Genomic DNA, 1257 nt, shown 5'->3' on the forward strand with positions numbered 1-1257 from the left:
CAAGCTGTCTATATTTATAACAATTTAAGAACTCATTTCAGTCTCGATTTAAGAAAACCAGCAGAAGTTCATTTAAATCCAACTATTAAATACAAGTCATATCGAAAAAATAAGGTAAATTTACCTGAACTTATGATTTAAGAAAAGACCTAGTTCAAATTATTTTTTGCCTTCTAAACGGCTAAAAAAAATCTTTTGAACGGGTAAATATTAACAAGAAAAAGGTCAACCTATTTCAGTATAATACAAAAACTAACAATTCTTAATATAATATCAATTTTAACAATTTTGATTTCATTTATCTATATGACTATAAATTGGAAAGTTTTATCAGCTGGAGAAGGTTGGGGAGTTATTGGAATTTTGGGATTAATCGGAATTGGTTTTATCGGGTTAATAGCTGATTTTTTGTTAAAAAAAGTTATTGCAAATAAATTTTACTTGAATTTAATAGAATTGCTAATTATCATTATAATATTTTTTTCGATACCAATAGAAATATGAAATATAGCATTCCTGACAAACGAGAATTAACTCTCATAGAAAAGGGTTTTCTTTTATCTTGGTAATAATATAACAATAACATTTTCATAATTGATAAATTCTACGAATAATGACAAAACCATCTGAATATATAATCTATACTTTATTAACTATTGTAGTTTTTATGAGTATGATTTATATTTTATTTGCAACTGAATATTTAATTATAATCTTTGTTCCAATGATAATTTATCTCGGAGTAATTTATTGGATTAAAAAAAATAAAAAGATTACAGAGTTTGTCAAAGATGATTTTAAAAAACTTGGATTTGAAATTATTTCTGAAAGACCTTTAAAACAATCAGAAAGAGAAATTGAAATTGAACCAGCTGTTTTAACTAGTGGAAATACTCCTTTAAGAAAGAATAAGAATCGATTTAATCGAATCTTTTCAGTTAAAGATGACAACAATAGGTTACTTGAATTAAAAGCAGAGATTATTGAGAAAAAAAACGGAAAAATTAAAATTACGATTAAAGATAAAAAAACTATTGCCAACAACGTACAAAATTAATTGCTTGGTTAGAGCCTACTTACGAAAGTCCTCACGGACTTTCTTTGCTCGGGAATTATTTACTAAATTTATAGCTTAAACACGCAACTAAATCTTGTACATGACCGTTGCCTACAATGGCGGATTTCACATCTGAAATCCACATTTTAGTCATTTAAGATAAAAATAGTTAGGCTGACAGAGACACGAGAAAATTAATT

Annotated in this window: 1 protein-coding gene; it reads left to right on the forward strand. The window is 26.2% G+C overall.

What is annotated here, in order from left to right; genetic code table 11:
- The first annotated feature begins 613 nt into the window (after positions 1 to 613).
- Positions 614 to 1057: a hypothetical protein gene (locus BLU40_RS17445; protein WP_090126833.1), complete on the forward strand. Its 444-nt coding sequence runs from the start codon at positions 614 to 616 to the stop codon at positions 1055 to 1057.
- The last annotated feature ends 200 nt before the right edge of the window (positions 1058 to 1257 follow it).

This window comes from Lutibacter oricola, from assembly GCF_900106565.1.
Taxonomy (GTDB): domain Bacteria; phylum Bacteroidota; class Bacteroidia; order Flavobacteriales; family Flavobacteriaceae; genus Lutibacter; species Lutibacter oricola.

Coding starts and splice junctions, on each gene's coding strand:
- BLU40_RS17445 (WP_090126833.1), top strand. CDS start 614: ATGACAAAACCATCTGAATATATAATCTATACTTTATTAACTATTGTA.